General features: G+C 70.8%; 16 protein-coding genes and 3 pseudogenes. 9 read left to right on the plus strand and 10 right to left on the minus strand.

What is annotated here, in order from left to right; genetic code table 11:
* Positions 1–4 precede the first annotated feature (4 nt).
* The 3 genes and pseudogenes from D5R93_RS04125 to deoC all read left to right on the plus strand — a co-directional run.
* Positions 5–412: pseudogene (locus D5R93_RS04125) on the plus strand (cytidine deaminase); the annotation flags it as partial.
* Positions 413–531: 119 nt separating this feature from the next.
* Positions 532–1894, plus strand: a pseudogene (locus D5R93_RS04130) (thymidine phosphorylase).
* A gap of 77 nt (positions 1895–1971) precedes the next feature.
* Positions 1972–2691, plus strand: a complete 720-nt coding sequence (gene deoC, locus D5R93_RS04135; protein ID WP_119835814.1) for a deoxyribose-phosphate aldolase — start codon at positions 1972–1974, stop codon at positions 2689–2691.
* 143 nt (positions 2692–2834) lie between these two features.
* Here deoC and D5R93_RS04140 read toward each other — a convergent pair whose 3' ends face one another.
* Complete coding sequence (locus D5R93_RS04140; protein WP_120203979.1) at positions 2835–4559, minus strand: phospho-sugar mutase; 1725 nt, start codon at positions 4557–4559, stop codon at positions 2835–2837.
* Between the two features lie 226 nt (positions 4560–4785).
* Between D5R93_RS04140 and D5R93_RS04145 the strand changes: the two genes are divergently transcribed.
* Both D5R93_RS04145 and D5R93_RS04150 read left to right on the plus strand, forming a co-directional pair.
* On the plus strand, positions 4786–5595 hold the full coding sequence (locus D5R93_RS04145; protein ID WP_119835812.1) for an LOG family protein: 810 nt from the start codon (positions 4786–4788) through the stop codon (positions 5593–5595).
* A 14-nt stretch (positions 5596–5609) separates the two neighbouring features.
* Positions 5610–5777 (plus strand): DUF3117 domain-containing protein, encoded by a 168-nt coding sequence (locus D5R93_RS04150; protein WP_119835811.1) that lies wholly within the window; start codon positions 5610–5612, stop codon positions 5775–5777.
* Positions 5778–5943: 166 nt separating this feature from the next.
* Here D5R93_RS04150 and D5R93_RS04155 read toward each other — a convergent pair whose 3' ends face one another.
* Positions 5944–6579, minus strand: coding sequence for an O-methyltransferase (locus D5R93_RS04155; RefSeq protein WP_119835810.1), 636 nt, complete (start codon positions 6577–6579; stop codon positions 5944–5946).
* A 197-nt stretch (positions 6580–6776) separates the two neighbouring features.
* On the opposite strand from D5R93_RS04155, the gene D5R93_RS04160 reads away from it, so the two are divergent.
* Complete coding sequence (locus D5R93_RS04160; protein ID WP_119835809.1) at positions 6777–7631, plus strand: twin-arginine translocase TatA/TatE family subunit; 855 nt, start codon at positions 6777–6779, stop codon at positions 7629–7631.
* 76 nt (positions 7632–7707) lie between these two features.
* Here the strand turns inward: D5R93_RS04160 and D5R93_RS04165 are convergent, their stop codons facing one another.
* The 3 genes and pseudogenes from D5R93_RS04165 to D5R93_RS04175 all read right to left on the minus strand — a co-directional run bounded on the left by D5R93_RS04165 (position 7708) and on the right by D5R93_RS04175 (position 10802).
* The gene (locus D5R93_RS04165) at positions 7708–8853 is read right to left on the minus strand and encodes an Mrp/NBP35 family ATP-binding protein (protein WP_119835808.1); all 1146 of its coding nucleotides are present in this window, start codon (positions 8851–8853) and stop codon (positions 7708–7710) included.
* A 9-nt stretch (positions 8854–8862) separates the two neighbouring features.
* Complete coding sequence (locus D5R93_RS04170; RefSeq protein ID WP_119835807.1) at positions 8863–9519, minus strand: DUF1003 domain-containing protein; 657 nt, start codon at positions 9517–9519, stop codon at positions 8863–8865.
* Positions 9512–10802, minus strand: a pseudogene (locus tag D5R93_RS04175) (magnesium transporter MgtE N-terminal domain-containing protein). The gene D5R93_RS04170 and the pseudogene D5R93_RS04175 overlap by 8 nt, the downstream one beginning before the upstream one ends.
* Positions 10803–10880: 78 nt before the next feature.
* Between D5R93_RS04175 and D5R93_RS04180 the strand changes: the two are divergent.
* Both D5R93_RS04180 and D5R93_RS04185 read left to right on the plus strand, forming a co-directional pair.
* Positions 10881–11717, plus strand: a complete 837-nt coding sequence (locus tag D5R93_RS04180) for a YflT domain-containing protein (RefSeq protein ID WP_243106938.1) — start codon at positions 10881–10883, stop codon at positions 11715–11717.
* Positions 11718–11720: 3 nt separating this feature from the next.
* Positions 11721–12575 carry a sugar phosphate isomerase/epimerase family protein gene (locus tag D5R93_RS04185; protein ID WP_119835805.1) on the plus strand — a complete coding sequence of 285 codons (855 nt, stop codon included), beginning with the start codon at positions 11721–11723 and terminating at the stop codon, positions 12573–12575.
* A gap of 61 nt (positions 12576–12636) precedes the next feature.
* On the opposite strand, the gene D5R93_RS04190 is transcribed toward D5R93_RS04185, so the two are convergent.
* From D5R93_RS04190 to D5R93_RS04205, 4 genes are all read right to left on the minus strand, one after another.
* The gene (locus D5R93_RS04190; RefSeq protein WP_396027225.1) at positions 12637–13761 is read right to left on the minus strand and encodes a cation diffusion facilitator family transporter; all 1125 of its coding nucleotides are present in this window, start codon (positions 13759–13761) and stop codon (positions 12637–12639) included.
* The gene (locus D5R93_RS04195) at positions 13758–14171 is read right to left on the minus strand and encodes an ArsR/SmtB family transcription factor (protein ID WP_119835804.1); all 414 of its coding nucleotides are present in this window, start codon (positions 14169–14171) and stop codon (positions 13758–13760) included. Before D5R93_RS04195 ends, D5R93_RS04190 begins: the two co-directional genes overlap by 4 nt.
* A gap of 117 nt (positions 14172–14288) precedes the next feature.
* Positions 14289–15959 carry an aminopeptidase P family protein gene (locus D5R93_RS04200; RefSeq protein ID WP_120203982.1) on the minus strand — a complete coding sequence of 557 codons (1671 nt, stop codon included), beginning with the start codon at positions 15957–15959 and terminating at the stop codon, positions 14289–14291.
* A gap of 87 nt (positions 15960–16046) precedes the next feature.
* Positions 16047–17195, minus strand: coding sequence for a Gfo/Idh/MocA family protein (locus D5R93_RS04205; RefSeq protein ID WP_119835802.1), 1149 nt, complete (start codon positions 17193–17195; stop codon positions 16047–16049).
* Positions 17196–17332: 137 nt separating this feature from the next.
* Between D5R93_RS04205 and D5R93_RS04210 the strand changes: the two genes are divergently transcribed.
* Positions 17333–18178: a PHP domain-containing protein gene (locus D5R93_RS04210; RefSeq protein WP_119835801.1), complete on the plus strand. Its 846-nt coding sequence runs from the start codon at positions 17333–17335 to the stop codon at positions 18176–18178.
* A gap of 80 nt (positions 18179–18258) precedes the next feature.
* On the opposite strand, the gene D5R93_RS04215 is transcribed toward D5R93_RS04210, so the two are convergent.
* On the minus strand, positions 18259–20148 hold the full coding sequence (locus D5R93_RS04215; protein WP_396027224.1) for a DEAD/DEAH box helicase: 1890 nt from the start codon (positions 20146–20148) through the stop codon (positions 18259–18261).
* Between the last annotated feature and the right edge of the window lie 219 nt (positions 20149–20367).

Consider the following 20367-nt stretch of genomic DNA (forward strand, 5'->3'; position numbering starts at 1 on the left):
TTCGGTGACTCCTGCTGACGTGGACGGGGCTGCCTGGCAGGCGCTGTACATGCTGGCTGTAGAGGCCATGGAGCAGGCCTACGCTCCCTACTCACGCTTCAAGGTGGGGGCTGCGGCCCTGGTGGACGACTCCCGCACCGTCAGCGGCTGCAACGTGGAGAACGCCTCCTACGGGGCCACGCTGTGCGCCGAGTGCGGCCTGGTCTCCGAGCTGGTCCGCTCCGGGGGAGGCCTGCTGGTGGCTGTGGTGTGCGTGGACGCTCACCACCAGCCCTGCGCTCCCTGCGGACGCTGTCGCCAGCTGCTCAGCGAGCACGCGGCCCCGGGGCTCTTGCTGGCCATGCCCTCCGGGATCATGACCATTGAGGAGATCCTGCCCGACCAGTTTACCGGCTCCGACATCGCTCGTGTCACCGCGGTACCGGGCACTGCGGGTGCGCAGCGTCGGAGTGCAGGTGACCTGGGTGCGTCTAGGGGCGGCTTGGTCCTGCCAGGTGACGTGGGAGCCGCTCCTGGCCAGGAGGCCGACGTATGAGCAACCTGACCGGGCCCGGCGACGCCGAGGAGCCTTTCGACGCCGTTGACGTCATCGCGGCCAAGCGGGACGGGTACCGGCTCAGCGACGCCCAGATCGACTGGGTGGTGGACGCCTATACCCGTGGCGTGGTGGCCGAGGAACAGATGAGCGCCCTGGCTATGGCCGTCTACCTGCGGGGGATGGCACCTGCCGAGACTGCCCGGTGGACCCGGGCCATGATCCGCTCCGGGGAGCGTATGGACTTCTCCAGCCTGGGGCGCCTCACGGTGGACAAGCACTCCACCGGGGGCGTGGGGGACAAGATCACCCTCCCGCTGGCCCCGCTGGTGGCGTCCTTTGGGGTGGCCGTCCCCCAGCTGTCAGGACGCGGCCTGGGGCACACCGGGGGTACCTTGGACAAGTTGGAGTCGATCCCCGGCTGGAGGGCCGACCTGAGCCGCGACGAGATCATGTCCGCCCTCGGACCCGGGGACCCGGTGCGGTGGTCTGCGCGGCCGGGCCGGGCCTGGCTCCCGCTGACAGGCGTCTCTACGCGCTGCGCGACACGACTGCCACCGTCTCCTGCCTCCCCTCATCGCCTCCTCGATCATGTCCAAGAAGATCGCCGAGGGGACCGGTGCTCTCGTCCTGGACGTCAAGGTCGGCAGCGGCGCCTTCATGAAGGAGCGGGACCAGGCGCGTGAGCTGGCCCGCACCATGGTGCACCTGGGCCGGGATGCGGGGGTGAGGACCCGGGCAGTGCTCACCGACATGTCCACGCCGTTGGGACTGACTGTCGGTAACGCCCTGGAGGTCGCGGAGGCGGTGGAGGTACTGGCTGGTGGCGGGCCGAGTGACGTCGTGGACCTGACCCTCGCCCTGGCGGGCCACATGCTCGACGCGGTTGGCAGGCCGGTGGAGGAGCACCTGCTGCGCCAGGCACTGACGGGTGGGCGCGCCATGGACGTGTGGCGGCACATGGTGCGCCGTCAGGGAGGCGATCCGGACGCACCCCTGCCTCGCGCCCCGCACACGCAGGTCGTTCCCGCTCCGGCCAGCGGTGTGCTCACCCGGCTGGACGCCCTGGCGGTGGGGGTGGCGGCCTGGCGCCTGGGAGCCGGGCGTGCCCGGAAGGAGGATTCTGTCCAGGCAGTGGCGGGGGTGCGGTTGCACGCCAAGCCGGGTGACGTCGTGAACCGGGGTCAGCCCCTGTTGAGCCTCCACACGGCCACGCCCGGGCGTGTGGACCGGGCGCTCCAGGCCCTGGGGGACGGTATCGTCGTCTCACCGGCTGACTCTCGTGAGGCGGTCCAGGCACGTGCCCGTCGTGAGGCTGGCGTGGTGCTGGAGGTAGTCACACAGGGACAGGCGGGGTGAGCGGAAGGCAGCTGCGCGGCTCTCGTCTGGGTGGGCACCCGGGCAGGGGCTGCACAGAGGAAAGGACAGGGAACCACATGAGTCATGCCGCTGGTAGCGAGCCGACGCCGCTTGCGGGTACGTGGCGTGCGCAGCCTGCTTCCACACCCACCCGGGCTGAGGCCGCCGCTGTCATCGACCACACTCTTCTGCGGCCCGAGGCCACGGCAGACCAGGTCGCCGAGCTCGTCGCCCAGGCGGCTAGGCTGGGCACCTACTGCGTGTGCGTGTCCCCTAGCCAGCTGCCCGTGGCTGTTCCTGGGGGGCTGCGGGTGGCCACTGTCTGCGGCTTCCCCTCAGGCGCCCACACGACCGCCGTCAAGGCCGCCGAAGCCCGTGAGGCCGTGGACAGGGGCGCTCACGAGGTCGATATGGTCCTGGACCTCGCGCAGGTCAAGGAGCACGACTACAACGCCGTGGAGTCGGAGGTCCGCGCGGTCAAGGAGGCCGTGGGTGACAGCCTCCTCAAGGTTATTATCGAGTCCGCCGCGCTGAGTGACGAGGAGGTCGTCGCCGTGTGCCGGGCCAGCGAACGGGCAGGAGCGGACTACGTCAAGACCTCCACCGGCTTCCACCCTGCCGGAGGCGCCTCGACGCACGCAGTGGCTCTCATGCGCGCCACGGTGGGGGAGCGTCTGGGCGTCAAGGCCTCCGGTGGCATCCGCACGGCACAGGACGCGGTGGCGATGCTCAGGGCTGGTGCCTCACGCCTGGGAGTGTCGGCGACCGTCTCGGTGCTGGAAGGGCTGGAGGACTGAGCAGGGGCTGGCGTGGACGGCACGGACTAGTGCCCGGGCAGGGCCGACCTGTCGGGCGGCCCTGCCTTCCCCTGCCCCAGTAAGTATGTGTAAGTATGTCCCGCACGTGCCCGACGAGCAGTCGCACGACGTGACGGAGGCACTCAGCCGAGCCCGAGCACGCTGCGGAGGTCCTCCTTGATGGACTCCAGGCGGGCTGCGGCGGCCTTGCGGGTCCCGGGGACCGACTCCTTGCCGACCGGCATGATCACCTCGCAGTAGCACTTGAGCTTGGGCTCGGTGCCTGAGGGGCGGATGACAACCCGGTCGTCCGCCGCCGTGGTCCATACCAGCCCGTCGGTGGCGGGCAGCCGTCCTCCTGCGCCGTCGGGCTTGCCGTCCCTGAGGTCGACGGCTGTGGTCACCAGTGAGCCGGCCAGCCTCACGGGTGCCCCGTCCCGGCGCAGCCTCTCCATGGCCTCGGTGATGCGGGAGGTGTCGTCCACCCTGATGGTCAGCGGGCTGGTGGCGTGCAGCCCGTGCTCACGGGCCAGGCGGTCGAGCAGGTCAATGACCGAGCGGCCCTGCTGCTTGAGGACGGAGACCAGCACCGCGACACGCACAGCCGCGGAGATCCCGTCCTTGTCCCGGACTGCGGCCGGGTCCACGCAGTAGCCCAGTGCCTCCTCGTAGCCGTAGACCAGGTTGGGTACCCGACTGATCCACTTGAAGCCTGTCAGGGTCTGCTGGTAGGCCAGCCCGTGGGTCTGGGCGATGCGGCGCAGCAGGCGGGAGGAGACGACCGAGCTGGCCAGCACCCCGTTGCCGGCGAAGGCCGCGAGCTCGGCCGCCTGCTCACCCAGCAGCGCCCCCACCTCGTCCCCGCTCAGCTGGCGCCAGCCCCCTGTCGCGAAGGGGTCTGGCACGGCCACGCAGCAGCGGTCGGCGTCCGGGTCGTTGGCGATCACCAGGTCCGCGCCCTGGGAGCGAGCCAGGGCGACAGCCCGGTCCAGGGCACCTGGCTCCTCAGGGTTGGGGAAGTCCAGGGTCGGGAAGTCCGGGTCGGGCTCCCACTGCTCGGCGACCCTGACCACGTCCTCGAACCCGACGCGGGCCAGTGCCTCCTGGCAGGTGTGTCCTCCTACCCCGTGAAGAGGGGTCAGGACGATCTTCAGCGGTGCGGCGGCACCCATATGGGCAGCCTGGGCGGCCCGCTCCACGTAGTCCTCACGCACTGCCTGCCCCACAGCCTCCCACCCCGTCTGTGGCATGGGGACGGAGGCCAGGGGGCCTACTGCGCTGATCGCCGCAGCGATGTCGGCGTCGTGAGGCGGCACGATCTGGGCGCCCTGACCCCAGCCGGAGACCGTCCGCCCACCCAGGTAGACCTTGTAGCCGTTGTCCTGGGGCGGGTTGTGGGAGGCGGTGACCATCACTGCGGCGTCAGCCTCGAGGTGGCGCAGGGCGAAGGCCAGGACCGGGGTGGGGCAGTGGTCCTCGAAGAGGAGGGCACGGCCTGCGGCCCCGGTGACGACGGAGGCTGTGTCGCGGGCGAACTGCTTGGAGCCCTTGCGGGCGTCGTAGCCGATGACGACGGTGAAGCCCTCACCGACCACGGAGCGCAGGTAGGCGGACAGTCCCGCTGCCGCCCGGATGACCACGGCTCGGTTCATCCGGTTGGGGCCAGGTCCGAGGCGCCCGCGCAGACCAGCGGTACCAAAGGCGAGAGGGGCGGCGAAGGCGTCTGCCAGCTCGGCGGTGGCTTCGGGGTCACCGTCATGATGGGCGCGCAGCAGGCGGGAGAGCTCGGCAGCGGTGGCAGGGTCCGGATCCTCGTCGATCCAGGAGGCGACTGCGGTGTCGAGAGTCGGCTCAGCAGGCTGGGTCATGGCGGCGACGCTACCGTGGGGGAGTGGGCAGAAAGCGGCACTATGACACCAATCGCCGGTGTTTCCAGACACAGGGTGGTGACCTACGACCTGTCTCCAGGTTCTGCCGTGGGGGACACGCCGACCCGTCGGTGCGGTGGGGCGGGCGCGTGACCTGCGCAGACGTGGTGTCCGGGCCTGGCAGTGGAACCGACGGCCTGGGCGTGGCTGGGGGAGGATGGGCAGCATGAGTGACCGACAGACCTACCGCCGGGGACCGGTGCTGCTGCGCGGCACCCAGATTCCCCACCAGACCACCGACGCACGTCTTTTGGACCAGCGTGGTGACAGCGACTGGCTCCACGCCGACCCCTGGCGGGTCATGCGTATCCAGGCCGAGTTCGTCGAGGGCTTTGGTGCCCTGGCTGAGCTGGGGCCGGCTGTCAGCGTCTTCGGCTCGGCGCGCACCCTGGCCAGTGACCCCGCCTACGCGGTGGCTGAGCAGGTGGGTGCGGGCCTGGCCCGCAGCGGGTACGCGGTGGTCACTGGCGGTGGACCGGGGATGATGGAGGCAGCGAACAAGGGCTGCCACGAGGCCGGAGGTACCTCCGTGGGGCTGGGCATCGAGCTGCCGCATGAGCAGGGGATGAACGAGTACGTGGACCTAGGGGTCAACTTCCGCTACTTCTTTGCCCGTAAGACGATGTTCGTCAAGTACTCTGACGGCTTTGTCGTCATGCCAGGCGGGATGGGGACTCTGGACGAGCTCTTCGAGTCCCTCACCCTGGTCCAGACCCAGAAGATCTCCTCCTTCCCTATCGTGCTGGTGGACTCGGGATACTGGTCAGGCCTCTTGGAGTGGATCCGCTCCACCATGGTGGAGCGGGGCACGATCTCACCTCAGGACCCCCAGCTGGTGCACGTGGTCGACACCGCCGAGGAGGCCGTGAGCTACGTGGTCGCCGCGAGTGTTAGGGCGCACGGATCATCATATGGGCATCTTTATGATGGCGTAGACTTATCGAGGTCGCGCAACAATGAGTCCGCGCCGCACTGACGAAAGGTGATCACATGGCTGCTATGAAGCCCCGGACCGGTGACGGCCCTCTTGAGGTCGTCAAGGAAGGTCGTGCCATCATCATGCGAGTTCCCCTGGAGGGTGGCGGGCGCCTAGTCCTGGAGGTCACGGCCGACGAGGTCAGGCAGATGCGCGAGGCTCTCGCCAACGCGAAGATCTGAGAGATCTGAGACCGCGGGCCTGTGCGGGATCGCCTCGGGTCAGCACAGGGCTGTGGGACGCCGTGGGATGGCGCCACGGAGTAGGACCGGGTCTGTCAGGGGCCCGGTCCGCATGCTTTGTCACCTATGCGTACCTTGCCGTCCGTGTACCCGTGTCGTGGCAGCCTCAGGCCTGCCTGACGGATACCAGGAGGCCGTCGCCCACCGGGAGCAGGGTGGTGAGCAGCAGCGGGGAGTTACGCAGCGCCTTGCCGAGCTCGCGAGCGGCCACCGTGGTGGCGTCTCGGCGTGCCGGGTCGGCGACATGGTCGTGCCACAGCGCCCGGGTCACGGCCAGCACCCCGCCGGTACGCAGCATGCGCAGCGCGTAGTCAGCCAGGTCGACAGCGTCGCGCGGCTCGACGTCAAGGACCACCATGTCGTAGCTGCGTGCTGCCATCCGGGGCATGACGTCGGAGGCTCGTCCCTGGATGACGCGAGTGCGTGACGCGGGAAAGCCGGCGAGGTCGAAGGAGCGCCGGGCCTGCCGCTGCAGCTCGGCTTCCACGTCGATCGTCGTCAGGACGCCGTCGGCCCCCATCCCGCCCAGGAGCCACAGCCCGGACACACCGGTTCCCGTGCCGACCTCCGCCACGGACTTGGCCCCGACGGAGGCAGCCAGCACGCGCAGCGCAGCACCGGTGCCCGAGGAGACGGGGGCGATGCCCAGCTCCAGGCTCCGCATCCGGGCCTGGGCGATGGCGTCGTCCTCCAGGGGAAAGTCCTCCGTGTAGGACCAGCTCAGTGTCTTGTCCGCACTCACTGTGACCCTCTTCCAGCCGCCGACCGTGGGGCGTAGCCGCCCAGGCCGTATTGTCCCAGGAACCGGGAGGGATGAGGGGATCCGCCACATGCTTGCCCTACCTCGCCCGGTCCGGCGGGGTGGGGCACTAGGGCGTCCTGGGCCGTTCTCACCCGTCCGGGACCGGTGCTGACGTAGGCCTCCCTATACTAGGCGGCGTGTTCGGCATCTCTGGCTCCGAGTTCTTCGTCCTTATCCTGGTGGCGGTGATCGTGGTGGGCCCCCAGCGCCTGCCCGAGTACGCGCGCACGCTGACCCGGATGGTGCGTCGGCTGCGGCTGTACCTGGACAACGCCCGTGCGCAGATCGCCGAGGAGGTGGGGCCCGAGCTCGCTGACCTGGACCTGTCCGACTTCGACCCCCGACAGTACGACCCCCGCAGGATCGTGCGTGACGCCCTGAGCGAGGATATCAACGCTATTCGGGAGGACCTGACCCACCCGTTCCGGTCGGTGGCCCAGACAGCCAGGGAGGGCTCGGCCGCTGCGGCCCAGGCGGTCAACGAGGCGGTACGTGCGGACCAGGGCCGTTCCCTGAGCAGGCAGGTCAGCGAGAAGATCAGTGAGACGAGGGCACAGGCGGCTGCGGCGGTCGCTGCTGAGAACGGTACGGAGGACGCGCAGGAGGATACTTTCCCGGGTGCAGGCGACGTCTCCCTGGACCCCGACATCCTGGGCTCCGGCGTCCTGGACGCGGTCACCGAGCCGGGCGTCGGGCCTGGTGCTGCTGACGACGACCCGGCCGACGCAAGTCCAACCCAGATCGACCCGGCTGCCGAGGACCCGGCCGAGGCGGTACCTGACCCGCAGAACCAGGGCTCAGGCCAGCAGCCGACGACAGTGCCCTCAACCCTGGTGTCCGCTGCCACGCACGGCACCTCCCGGGACAGCCTGCCCGCAGGTACCGGTGCTGGGGGCGGGCGCCCCCTGTCCCCGCGGGAGATCGTGCGTGCTGCCAACGAGGCTGCCCGTACCCGCGCCGAGGCGGCAGCGGTGGTCCTGGAGGACGCCTGAGCCGCCTGAGCCCGTGCCGCCCGCAGCAGCCAGTAGTGTCGCCGCCAACCGGGGCACAAGCCTGGGAGCGGGCTCGTCACCTCACAGGCGTGACCCCCAGGCTCATGCCTGACAGGCCCCGCGCCCGGTGGGTGAGGCGCTGAGCCACCGCGGCCAGCTCAAGAGCCGCGGGGGAGTCGGCCAGCGGCCTGCCGTTATTGGCTGACGTCGCAGGGACGCCTGTGTCAGAGCCTTCGCGCAGGCGGATGTCCAGGGGCAGCTGGGCCAGGAGCGGGACCTCGTAGCCCAGGGTCTCGCTCAGGGAGGTTGAGACGATCTGGCCCCCACCGGATCCGAAGATCTCCAGCCTGGACCCGTCGGGCTGGGGCATGTAGGACATGTTCTCCACCACGCCCACGACCCGCTGGTGGGTCTGGGCCGCGATCAGCCCGGTGCGCTCGGCGACCTCGGCCGCGGCAGTCTGGGGCGTGGTCACGACCAGGATCTCTGCGTTGGGCAGGAGCTGGGCGACCGAGATCGTGACGTCACCGGTCCCTGGAGGGAGGTCGAGCAGCAGGACGTCCAGGTCCCCCCAGTAGACGTCGGTGAGGAACTGCTGGACGGCACGGTGCAGCATCGGCCCGCGCCACACCACCGGCTGGCGTTCCTCCACGAACATGCCGATCGAGATCACCTTTACGCCGTGGGCGGTCACGGGCACGATCATGCCGTCCAGCTGGGTAGGAACCTGGCTGACCCCGAGCATGCGCGGGATGGAGAAGCCGTAGATGTCGGCGTCGACCACAGCCACGCTGAGCCCCTGGGAGGCCATGGCCGCAGCCAGGTTCGCCGTGACCGAGGACTTGCCGACCCCGCCCTTGCCGGAGGTGACGGCGTAGACCCGGGTCAGGTTCCCCGGCTGGGTGAAAGGGATGACCGGCTCTGCTGCGCCCCCGCGCAGGCGTCGGCGCAGCTCGGCGCGCTGTTCGTCGTTCATCACTCCCATGGTGACGGACACGCTGGTCACGCCCTCGACCTGGCTCACCTCCCGCTGGGTGTCCCCGGTAATGGTGTCCTTGAGCGGGCAGCCCGCCACGGTCAGCAGCACGCCGACGGACACGGCCCCGTCGTCACCGACCTCGACGGAGGACACCATCCCCAGGTCGGTGATGGGGCGGCGCAGCTCGGGGTCGTTGACACGGCTGAGGGCCTCAAGGACGGCTTCCTGTGTGGGTGCGGGCATATCACTATCCTAGGGCTGCGGGGAAGGGCTGTTGGTGTGGCGAGTAGCACGTTCCTGGTCCCGCTCGGGGAGCTCCTTCCCCGTGTCCTGGTCAGTCCGGGACGGGGGCGCAGGTGCTGCCGGGGACTGGCTGGCAGCCTCGGAGTCGGGGGACTCGGAGAGCTCGGCGCGGGTGCGGCGCTCCTCGGCGAGGATCTCACGTAGCATGTCGCGCAGCTCGGAACGCACGAAGTCGCGCGTGGCCACCTCGTTCATGGCCAGCCGCAGGGAGGCGATCTCCCGGGTGAGGTACTCGGTGTCCTCCAGGTTGCGCTCAGCGCGCTGGCGGTCCTGCTGGGCAGTGACCCGGTCGCGGTCGTCCTGGCGGTTCTGGGCCAGCAGGATCAGGGGGGCGGAGTAGGAGGCCTGCAGGGAGAGCATAAGAGTCAGGGCCGTGAACCCCAGGGAGGCCCGGTCGAACTGGAGCCTCTCCGGTCCCCAGGTGTTCCACCCCAGCCACAGCGCCACGAACACCGTCAGCCAGATGAGGAAGGCTGGGGTGCCGGAGAAGCGGGCGATGGCCTCGGAGACGCGGCCTGCCACGTCGGACTGGGAGGCCCTGCCCGGGCTGCGGCGCAGCCAGCGTGAGCGCTTGCGGGTCAGGGGTGTGTCCAGCGGCTCAGGCATTGGCGCTCCTCTCGATCATCTCGTCGGTGACCGCCTCGTCGGCCTCGCGCCAGTCATCGGGCATGAGGTGGTCCAGGACGTCGTCGACGCTCACCGCGCCCAGGAGACGGCCGGCGTCGTCAACCACGGGCAGGGCGGTCAGGTTGTAGGTGGCCAGGAGACGCGTGACTGTGCCGATGGAGTCCTGGGCGTGGACGGAGTCCACGTGGGTGTCCAGCACGGAGCCCACCATCTTCTGGGGCCTTTCCCGCAGCGCCCGCTGGATGTGTACCAGACCCAGGAGCCTGCCGGCGGGGACTCCAGGGGCGGGCGGCACACGAAGGCGACCGCCGCCAGCGCCGGGGTGATCTCCGCCTTGCGCGCCTGAGCGAGGAAGGTTGCCACCGTGGCCTCGGGGGCAGGATGATCGGCTCGGTGGTCATGAGGCCTCCGGCAGTGTAGTCGTCGTAGGCCATGAGACGGCGCACGTCCCTGGCCTCCTCCGGCTCCATGAGGCTCAGCAGTTCCGTCGCCTTGGGCTGGGGCAGCTGGGCCACCAGGTCGGCGGCGTCGTCGGGCTGCATGGCGTCCAGGACGTCAGCGGCCCGCGCGGCGTCCAGGCTGGAGAGCATGGCTACCGCGGCCTCGTCGCCGAGCTCCTCCAGGGCGTCGGCTAGGCGCTCGTCACTGAGCTCGGCCACGACGCGGGACTGGCTGGCCTGCGGCAGGTCCCGCAGGGCGTCGGCCAGGTCGGCGGGCTTGAGGTCCTCCATGGTGGCCAGCAGGGCGGTGGCCTCCTGCTGGGCCGCGCTGCCGGCCAGGCCCGCGACCTCCTCGGGGCGCACGGTGAGGCTCTCCCCACGGCGCAGGCCCAAGGGGCCGCTGGAACCGCGCTGGACGAACAGGCGGGTCACCGTCCAGTCCATGCTCTGGTCCTGCTCGATGGCCACGTCACGTACCGTGACGGTGCCCGAGCCGTCCCTGAGGGTCACGACCCTGTCCAGGAGCTCGCCGACTACAAGGGTCTCGACGTTGCGCTGGTGGAAGCGGCGAATGTTCATCAGGCCGGTGGTGATGACTGCACCGGGTTCGATTGCCGTGACGCGTGACAGGGGCAGGAAGACACGGCGCCGTGAGGCGACCTCGGTGACCAGGCCGACGGCGCGGGGGTTGCCGCGCGCCTCCAGCAGGACCACGACGTCGCGCACCTTGCCGACTGCGTCCCCCAGTGGGTCGAAGACAGAGGTGCCGATCAGCCTGGCGATAAAGACTCTGCTGGGTGCACGTGTCCTGGTGTTCTCCACAAGCCAATACTATGCGCCCTGGGCGTTGGCACGGCCGCGCGCGGGGTGCGGCGGCCGGGAGCGTGCAACCATGTGCCCATGAGCGTGAACCTGACTCCGTCCCCTGCCCTGGCTACCTCTGGTGGGGCAGTCATGCCGCGCGGGGAGGAGATCGCCTCCTTTGCGACCTACGCCGAGGCCCAGCACGCTGTGGACGCGCTGTCCGACGAGGGTTTTCCCGTGCAGTACCTGGCGATTGTCGGGACGGACCTGCGGCAGGTGGAGCGGATTACCGGGCGCATGAGCTGGGGCAGGGCTATCGCCTCCGGCGCCGGGTCCGGCCTGTGGATCGGTATCTTCTTCGGTGTCATGATGCAGCTGTTCAACCCTTCGAACTCGGGCATCCCGCTGGTGGCCTGTGTCCTTATGGGAGTGGTGTGGGGCATCCTCTTTCAGGTTATCAGCTATGCCCTGACTCGGGGTCGGCGTGACTTCACCTCTATCAGTCAAGTCATCGCCTCGCGCTACTCTATCATCGCTGCCCAGGACGCCAGGGAGGCCGCCCGGGCTCTGGCTCACGTGCCTGGCAATCTCACCCGTGGCGGTGAGGCTGCGCGCCGCGCCGAGGACCGCCGCCGGGCCAGGGAGGCGAACAGGGGGCCGACCGCCTTCGGCTCACGTCCCGACGAGCAGCCTCGTTACGGGGTGCGGCTGCCCCAGGGGGCGGACGGCCTCCCGGTGCAGGACACCGCAGCGCGTGAGGCAGTGCGTGAGCCGGTGGCTCAGGACCCCGAGGGTGGGGACCCGGGTGCCGGGGCCGCCGGTGAGGCAGGGCAGGTGGGGCCGCACGTCGGGCAGCCCGACCGTCAGGACCAGCCTGGCCAGCCAGGTCAGTCGGGGCACTACGAGCAGTACGACGTGAAGGACGAGGACTGAGCGGTGGGGGTGCCTGTCGGCCTGTCGACGGCCTCGGTGTATCCTCCCAGCGCCCCCGCCGCCTTCGCTATGGCGGCTGCCCTGGGCTTTGACGGCGTGGAGGTCATGGTCTGGAGCGAGAAGGCCACCCAGGACGCCCGCACCCTGGCGGGGCTGTCGCAGGACTACGGCCAGCCGGTCCTGGCGGTCCACGCCCCGACCCTGCTGGTGACACGCAGCGTGTTCGGGGTCGATCCCTGGGACAAGATCGACCGCTCCGTGGAGCTGGCCCACTACCTGGGGGCGCCCACGGTGGTGCTCCACCCCCCGTTCTTCTGGCAGACCCGCTACGCCCGTTCCTTCGTGGCCGGGGTGGCCCAGCGGGAGGCCACCACCGGTATCTACCTGGCGGTGGAGAACATGTTCACCTGGCGCCCGCGAAACGCCCACTCCACAAGGGACTTCCAGGCCTACTCACCCACCTGGGACCCGGTGGGGCAGGGGTACCGCTCCGTGACCCTGGACATCTCCCACGCGGCCACTTCCGGGTCTGACGCCCTGGCCATGGCCCGGGCGCTGGGACCCACCCTGCGCCACCTCCACCTGACTGACGGTGTCCCCGGACCGCTGGACGACCACCTCCTGCCCGGGCAGGGCGACCAGGACTGCGCGGGCGTCTTGGCCCACCTGGCGGCCACGGGCTTCCAGGCCCGAGGAGGGCAGGTGGTGGTCGAGGTCAAGACCGGCAGCATGAGCCCGGACCAGAGGCGTGAGGGGCTGGCCAGCGCCCTGGCATTTGCGCGCGAGCACCTGGAGGGCAGGGGCGGGGACGTGCACGTGCCCGAGCCCACCCGCAGGCGCTACCGTCGGGAGAGGTGAGTCAGGGACGCCCACCGTGAGCCGGGGCTGCAAGGACCGAGGGCGTCCGGTGTCGCTACCTCTAGTGTCCCAGGTGCTCGTGGTCGCGGTGCCGGGCGGGCTCGACCTGGAAGGTCGCGTGCTCGATGCGCACGGGGAAGTGGCTGGTGACGCACTCCTGGAGGGAGTGGAGGATCTGCTCGGCGTGCCCGTCGCGCAGGCACTGGTCCCTGACCACGACGTGCGCCGTCAGCACCGCCAGCCCGGAGGCCACCGTCCAGACGTGCAGGTCGTGGACCTCCTCGACGTGCTCCACCGAGCGCAGGTGGCCGCGGACCTCGGCCAGGTCGAGCTCGGAGGGGGCCTGCTCCATGAGGACGCTGCCCGTGGCGCGCAGCAGGGCGGCCGCCCGGGGGACGATGAGCGCCACGATGACCAGGGAGGCGACCGCGTCCGCACCGGTCCATCCCGTGGTCGCCACGACGAGAGCGGCCACGATGACTCCGAGGCTGCCCAGGGTGTCGTTGGCCACCTCCAGGAAGGCGGCACGCATGTTGAGGCTGTCCTCCCGCCCCCGTGCCAGGACGCACAGCGACACCAGGTTGGCCGCCAGCCCGACGACTCCCATGACCAGCATGCCCGGGGCCTCGACCTGCGCGCCGCCGAGGAGCGCCCCCAGCGCCCGCACGCCGACGAGGACGCCGACGACAGCGAGCATGCCTGCCTGGAGCCCCGCGCCCAGGACCTCTGCACGCCGTAGCCCCCAGGTGGAGCGCTCGGTGCGGGGCCGGGTGGACAGGTGCGCGGCGACCAGGGCCATGACCAGGCCTGCGGTGTCGGTCAGCATGTGCCCGGCGTCGGCCAGCAGCGCCAGGGACCCGGTGAGGTGGGCGGTGACGATCTCGGCGACCAGGACAGTGGTGGTCAGCCCCAGGGCGATAGCGAGCCGTCCCCGGGAGGCGCCCGCAGCATGGTCGTGGTGGTTGGCGGCGTGGTGGCTGCCGTGGCTGGTGTCGTGGCCAGCGTCCTCGGGGCGGCTGCTGTGGCGGCCGGACGGGAGGTCCGAGCGGCAGGGGGCGTCCTGGTGGTGGAAGCGGGCTCCCGGGGCTGTCCCGGTCGTCGGCCCAGGCGACTGCTCAGGACCGGGCACAGGCGTCTTCTCCGGAGTCCGCTGGGGAGAAGTCTCGGGGGTTCTCTCAGGAGTCACGGTGCCTCCTGGACAGCATCCATGGCGCCTACGGTGTCCGTGGTGCCTGCAGTGCCTGTGGTCTTCTGGGCGGCGGTCGTGGAGCGGTGGAGCGCTGCGGCGGTGACCAGCAGCGCGGCGAGCTCGTCGGGGTGCTCCAGGGTGCTGACGTGCGCCCGTCCGTGGGTGTGGGTCGAGATCAGCCCCGCAGCCCGCAGGACGGCTAGGTGCTGGGAGACCGTCGACTGGGCCAGGCCCAGGTGCTGGGCGAGCTCGCCCACCCGGTGCTCTCCTCCACGCAGGTGGCTCAAGATGGCCAGGCGGGTCGGGTCGCCCAGCGTGGACAGGAGGACCGCCAGGTCAGCCACGGCGTGGACGGCTGCCTCGTCATTGGTGACGTCGGTAGGAAGCAGGCCATGAACAATCGTCATATGCCGATGATATCGGTGAGCGGCGAAGCAATGTCAAGGGTGGGCCGGGTGGGGCCTGGCCTGAGAGGGCTCTCGCGGCGGCTCCTGAGGAGGCCCGCCACTGCCACCTACCTCGGCCTATTCCCCCAGGAGGGTGCTCACCCACTCTTCCACCTCTATCACGGTGCGGGGGATGCCTGCGGTCAGAGACGCCACCCGGCCGTCCTCACACACCACCACGTCGTCCTCGATACGCACCCCGGTGCCGCGCAGCTCGGGTGGGACCAGCAGGTCGTCGGAGCGGAAGTACAGCCCCGGCTCGATGGTGAAGCACATCCCCGGCTCCAGCACAGCGTCCACGGAGGTCTCACGCCGGGCCTGGGCGCAGTCGTGGACATCCAGGCCCAGGTGGTGACTGGTGCCGTGCACCATCCAGCGGCGGTGGTACTGGCCCTCAGGCGCCAGGGAGTCCTGGGCGGTGACTCCCTTGGGAAGCAGGCCCCACTGCTCTAGGCGGTCGGCGATCACTTCCATGGCGGCGGCGTGGACGTCCCTGAATCGGCATCCTGGCTCACTGGCCCGGGCGAAGGCGGCGTCGGCGGCGTCCAGCACGGCCTGGTAGACACGGCGCTGCGGCTCGGTGAAGCGGCCGTCCACGGGGATGGTGCGGGTGACGTCGGCGGTGTAGAGGGAGTCCACCTCCACCCCGGCGTCCACCAGGACGAGGTCCCCGGGGCGCACCGGGCCGTCGTTGGTGATCCAGTGCAGGGTGTTGGCGTGGTCCCCCGCCGCCGCGATGGTGTCGTAGCCCAGGCCGTTGCCCTCCTCCCGCGCTCGGGCGGCAAAGGCTCCCTCCAGGACGCGCTCGCCCCGCCAGTGCCTCGTGGCCCTGGGCAGTGAGCGGATGAGGTCCTCCAGCCCCGTCCTGGTGGCCTCCACCGCGGCCCGGAGCTGGCTGACCTCCCAGGTGTCCTTGCGCAGCCTCAGCTCACTGGCGGCCTCGGCGAGGCGGTCGTCGAGCTCCTGGGCCTCCTGGCCCCCGGGCAGCCCGGCGGCATGGCGGGTCGTAGCGACCAGGGCGGTGACGGCCGGGTCCGCCTCGGCGATCACCCGCAGCCGTACCGGGCCTGCGTCCCTGGCCAGGGCCTCGCCCAGGGCGTCGATGGGGGCACAGCGGATACCGGTGGCTGCCTCCACCTCCTCCAGGGACGGCCGGGCACCGACCCACAGCTCCCCGTAGCGCGCGCTGGCGTAGAACTCCTCCGAGCTGCGGGAGGCGCGGGGGCGAAAGTACAGGACCGCCTCGTGGGTGGCGGCGGTCTGGGCGCCTGGTCGGGCGCCCTCTGCCTGGGCTAAGACGTGGGAGCCTGCCAGGGGGTCCAGGACCAGCACAGCGTCCGGCTCGAAGTCCGTCCCGGTGCCGACCAGGTGGGCGAAGGCGCTGTGGGGGCGGAACCGGTAGTCGCAGTCGTTGTTGCGCACCTGGAGGCTCCCGGCGGGCAGGACCAGCCGCTCGCCCGGGAAGAGCTGGCCCAGGCGGTGCCTGCGCGCCGCGGCCCAGGGGGCGGAGGGCAGGGCATCGGGCAGCTCGTGGGACCTGGGCCCCCACCCGGAGGCGATGAAGTCACGGAAGGCCTGGTTGTCCGGTCGGCGGGAGCGGTTGTCCCCGCGCTGGGCCAGGGGCTGGGAGGCCTCGGGGCGGGAGCTGCCGTCTACGGCGGCACCGGTGCCGTTGTGGGAAGCCTGCCCGGACGGGTTCGCAGGGGCGGGGGTCGTCGCGGAAGCCGGAGGCGGGGAGGTGTCCGTCATGCCCCCATAATGCCACCACGATGCTACGGAGATCATCGAGGAGGACGGTGAGGGGCCGGGGGAGGACGGCTACGGCGGCCAGGCGTGCTAGCGGGGCTGGCCGCACTCGTCGGCGGGGAACCGCACCCCGACCTGGGCGCGGGCCTGGGCAAGGACGTCCACGGCGGCGATGGAGGCGTAGACAGGGTGCAGGCTGGAGCCTCTGGCACCGGAGCGCACCAGTCGGCACACCTCGGCGAGTTCGTAGCCCAGCGCGGGACCGTGCCGGTCCACGGACAGGTCCTGACGGGCCTGGGGTCCGGCACCCCTGCTGCCGTTCCTGGCCGCGCCCCTGTCACCCTCCCCACTGAGGTCACTGGCCGCCGGCCCGCGCAGCTCGATGCGCCGGGGCCACTGGCAGTCGTCCATGACCAGTGCGTCCTGTTCGGAGGCGATGAAGGAGCCGGCCCCGGCTGGCGAGGTCTTGGAGTGGGTGCACACGACCTCCAGGCCGCTACTCTCGCCGTGGTCGTAGGTAAGGACCACCGTTCCGTGGGAGTCGGCGCCGGAGTCCAGGAGGTGGCCTGTGGCGGTGACCCGGTCCGGTGTACCGAACAGGTGGATAGCCAGGCTGACGGGGTAGACCGCCAGGTCCATGAGGGAGCCCCCACCCGCTGCCGGGTCGAAGGCGGGCGGGTTCTTCCCGGCCCGGTAGGCGTCCAGCCGGGAGGAGCGCTGCTCCTTGACCAGTACCGCGCGACGCAGCCGTCCCATGCGGGGCAGGGTCTCTCGTAGCCTGGCCACGCCCGGCTCGTGGGCCGACAGCCAGGCCTCCATGAGGAAGCGGTCCGCCTCCCGTGCCGCCTGAGCCATTGCCTGGGCCTGTGCGACTGTCAGCGCGAAGGGCTTTTCCACCAGGACGTGGAACCCCGCCTCCAGGGCGGTGATCGTGTGCTCGGCGTGGAAGGAGTTGGGGGAGCCCACGTAGATCACGTCCACCGGCTGCGTGCTGTCGGGCCCGTGGGCCTGGAGCATCTGTGTCAGGCTGGCGTAGGAGGAGTCCACGCCGTGCTCCCGGGCGAAGGCGGCGGCGCGCTCGGCCCGGGCGGAGGTTACCGCCACGATCTGCGCACCGGGTTCCTGGGCGACTGCCTCGGCGAACCACCGGGCGATGAACCCGGCACCGACGACACCGAAGCGCACCGGGGCCTGCTGCGGGTCGGCTGACGGGAGGTCTGGGGCTGGGGAGGCAACCATGGGAGAAGTCTTCCACCGTCTCCCGGCGGCGTGGGGGTCTCAGGTCCCCCTGGCCTGCGCCGACCGGTCATGACCCGGCCCTGGGCCGCTGCGCGGGGCCACAGGATCCGTGGCTCGGGTCTGCCTAGACTGGCTGGGTGCGTATTGACCCCCACACCCACTCGACCTGCTCCGACGGGACCGACTCGCCGGAGCAGCTCATGGAGGCTGCCGCTGCGGCAGGTCTTGACGTCGTCGGCCTCACCGACCATGACACCACCGCCGGGTGGGCGCAGGCGGCGCAGGCCGTGGCTCGCACGGGCGTGGTGCTGCTGCGGGGCACGGAGGTCTCCTGCGCCAGCGAGGGGGTGACTCTCCACCTGCTGGCCTACCTGCACCGCGAGGACGACCCGGCCCTGTCCTCCGCCCTGCGGCGCTCCCGCCAGTCACGGGGGCTGCGTGCCCGGAGGATGGTTGAGCTTCTGGGCGAGGACTACCCCGTGACCTGGCAGGACGTGCTGGAGCAGTGCGGTGAGGACACCGTCGTGGGGCGTCCCCACATCGCTGACGCGCTCGTGGCCTGCGGGGCTTTTCCTGACCGGTCCGCAGCCTTTGCCGGACCGCTGGCTACCGGCTCGCCCTACTACGTGCCGCACTGGGCGCTGGACGCCGTCGAGGCCTGCCAGATGGTCAGGGCGGCGGGGGGTGTGCCGGTGGCGGCGCATCCTCGTGCGCTCTCCCGGCAGCGTCGTCTGGTCCCCGACCAGACTTTCGCCGCGATGGCGGAGGCAGGCCTGGCCGCCCTGGAGGTGAACCACCGCGACCACGGCCCCGGGCAGCGGGAGGAGACCCGCGCCCTTGCTCGGCGCCTGGGGCTGGGTACCAGCGGTGCCTCGGACTACCACGGAACCGGCAAGCCCAACCGGCTGGGGGAGAACCTCATGCCTCCTGAGCTCCTGGAGCAGGTGGTCGACGAGGGGGCACTGCCCCTGGTCCGGCCCTGAGCATGGCCGGGCCCTGAGAGAGGCCGGGCCAGGTGACCGATGGTGCACCTAGCCCGGAAGGCGGGGCCTCAGGCTGTCAGTCAGCGCCCGGGAACGGGGCGGCCGCCGCGTGTGCGCCGACGGGTGCGCCTGCGCCGCGGCGTCCCGGCGGCCTGTCCTGCCTGCGCACGCTCGGTCCCGGTGCTTCCACCGGAGCCTGCCGGGGAGCCGGAGCCAGCCTCGGCTTGGGGCGGCTGGCCCGGGTCCCCGGCAGGTCTACCGCCCAGGCCACCGCGACCTGCGGCGTGCGCGCTGCTCTCCTGCCCGTTGCGGCGTGCCCGGCCGCGCCGGGCCCGGCCGTCCTGCCCCGCGCGGCTGTCGGAGTGGCCTCGAGAGCCCCTGCGGCCACGGTCTCGCTGCCTGCTGTCACCCCTGTCCTCGCGTGCCCGTCTTCCGGTCTCGCCGAGGTCCTCGATCTCCTCCGCACCCAGCCCGGCCAGGGTGCGCTGGTCACGCGGCAGGCTGCCGGTGACCTCCCGGGGCACGGACAGGTCGGTGTAGAGGTGGTCGCTGGTGTGGTAGGTCTCCACGGGCTCCTGGACCGGCAGGCCCAGCGCCTTGGCGATAAGGCGCCAGCGGGGCACGTCGTCCCAGTCGACGAAGGTCACGGCGGTGCCCGAGCCCCCGGCTCGCCCGGTACGCCCGATGCGGTGAACGTAGATCTTCTCGTCCTCGGGGCACTGGTAGTTGACCACGTGGGTGACGTCGTCCACGTCGATACCGCGTGCCGCCACGTCGGTGGCCACCAGCACGTCCACCTTGCCCTTGCGGAAGGCTCGCAGCGCCTGCTCGCGCGCGCCCTGACCCAGGTCGCCGTGGAGAGCGGCGGTGGCGAAGCCGCGTGAGGCCAGGTCCTCGGCCACGCGGGCGGCCGTCCGCTTGGTCCGGGCAAAGACGATGGTGCGGCCCCGATCCCGGGCCTGGAGGATCCGGGCCATGACCTCCACCTTGTTCAGGGCGTGGGTGCGGTAGACCACCTGCTGGACCGTCTGGACGGTCATCCCGTCGTCTCCGGGGTCCTGGGCACGCACGTGGGTGGGCCTGGTCATGTATCGCCTGGCCAGGGCCACCACGGCGCCGGGCATCGTGGCGGAGAACAGCATGGTGTGGCGGTCCGCCCGGGTGCGTGACAGGATCTTCTCCACGTCTGGCAGGAAGCCCAGGTCTAGCATCTCGTCGGCCTCGTCCAGGACGACGGTGGTGACGTGGGCCAGGTCCAGCACTCCGCGGTCCATGAGGTCGATGAGTCGGCCCGGCGTGCCCACCACGACCTCGGCGCCCTTCTCCACGGCCTCGATCTGAGGCTCGTAGGCGCGGCCGCCGTAGACCTGGATGATGCGCACGGTGCGCCTGGCGGCAGCGGTAGCCAGCTCCTCGGCCACCTGCTTGGCCAGCTCACGGGTGGGCAGGACGACCAGTGCCTGGGGAGAGCCCGAGGCCGGGTCCTCGTCCCACCCCTCCTCACCGGGGCCCAGGGTGTCCATGAGCAGCGGGATGCCGAAGCCGAGGGTCTTGCCCGTACCGGTCTTGGCCTGGCCGATGATGTCCTGTCCCTTGAGGGCGATGGGCAGGGTCAGGGCCTGGATCGGGAAAGGGTGGGTGATGCCCTTGTCCGTCAGGGCGTCGCAGATCTCAGGCTCCACCCCTAGGTCCGCGAAGGTCCTGCGGGCCGCGGCCTCCGTGCCTGCCTGCGTGTCCTCGCCGTCGGTGACGTCCGGGACGGACTCCTCCAGGACCGGCGCGTGGGCGCCGATCGTCTCAATGATCCCAGTGACGCCGGTCTGCCCGGTAGTCCCAGCGGTCCCGGCCGTGATGCTGTCGGCGGGTGCTGAGGCCTGGGCCGCAGCCTGCGCGGTCAGGGGCTCCACGGTGTCATCCGTGGCGTCGTCTACGGTGCTGTCCACGGCGGCTGTGCGGTTCTCGTCGGTCACAAGTGTCCTTGTCTCGGCGTACTATCTGTGCTGTCTGGCTGTACTGTCTATCGGTACTGTCTCGTATCGGTACTGTCTCGGTGTGCGTGGTCGGGCTGCGTCCCACGCGGTGAGTACGGCGGGTGAGCACGGTGGCCGTGGCGGCAGGCGACAGGCTTGGCTACAGGAGGACCGAGCAGCCGACAGACGTCAGCCAGGGTAGCCGGAAACCTGCACGGT

Source organism: Actinomyces lilanjuaniae (assembly GCF_003606385.1).
GTDB lineage: Bacteria > Actinomycetota > Actinomycetes > Actinomycetales > Actinomycetaceae > Actinomyces > Actinomyces lilanjuaniae.